The sequence below is a fragment of the Acinetobacter sp. SwsAc5 genome, from assembly GCF_013391485.1.
Classification (GTDB): Bacteria; Pseudomonadota; Gammaproteobacteria; order Pseudomonadales; family Moraxellaceae; genus Acinetobacter; species Acinetobacter towneri.
Map to the genome: position 1 here is coordinate 1 of NZ_JACAXD010000073.1, position 821 is coordinate 821.

Genomic DNA, 821 nt, shown 5'->3' on the forward strand with positions numbered 1-821 from the left:
TGAACCGTACCGGGTTTGTCGGAGACCAACTTTCTTGAGAGAATGTTCCAATGACAAAACCAAAATATACCCCTGAAATCAGAGAAAGAGCGGTTCAATTATTGATTGAATCTGAAAAAGATTATCCTTCTACTTGGGCTGCAATCACAGCTATTGCACCTAAGATTGGTTGTACTCCTGAAACATTGCGTGTTTGGTATTTAAAGCATATGGATCAACTAAATCCTGCCAAAGTACAACAGATATCTGACCAAGAAAAAATGAAGCAAATGGAACGTGAAATTAAAGAATTAAAACGTGCCAATGAAATTCTACGTAAAGCAGCCGCTTTTTTCGCCCAGGCGGAGCTCGACCGCCCACACAAATAATGGTGGATTTTATCCAGAACAATAAAGATCGATATGGCGTTGAAGCGATTTGTAGAATTTTACCGATTGCAGCTTCGACCTATTATCGGGCTTTAGATCTCGCTGACAATCCAGAACATCGAGCGAAACGTGCTCTGCATGATTTACATCATGCAGAGCAAATCAAACGTATTTGGAAAGAAAGTTTAGGTCGATATGGTGTGCGTAAGGTCTGGCAACAATTGAAACGTGAAGGTTATGTTATCGCACGTTGTACAGTTGCTCGATTGATGCAGAAGCTAGCTATACAAGGTGTTTGGCGTGGTAAGAATAAACAAACTACCCGTAGCCGAGAGGATCAAAAACGAGCAGATGACTTGGTGAAACGCAATTTTAGTGCTGATCATCCTGACCAGCTATGGGTCGCTGACTTCACGTATATTCAAACTCATTCAGGCTGGGTCTATACCGCCT

Annotated in this window: 1 pseudogene and 1 other annotated feature; the pseudogene reads left to right on the forward strand. The window is 41.8% G+C overall.

Annotated elements, in window-relative coordinates:
- Positions 1–50: 50 nt before the first annotated feature.
- Positions 51–821: pseudogene (locus HYG89_RS15900) on the forward strand (IS3 family transposase); the annotation flags it as partial.
- Positions 326–442 (forward strand) — a sequence feature (AL1L pseudoknot). Its footprint overlaps the pseudogene before it by 117 nt.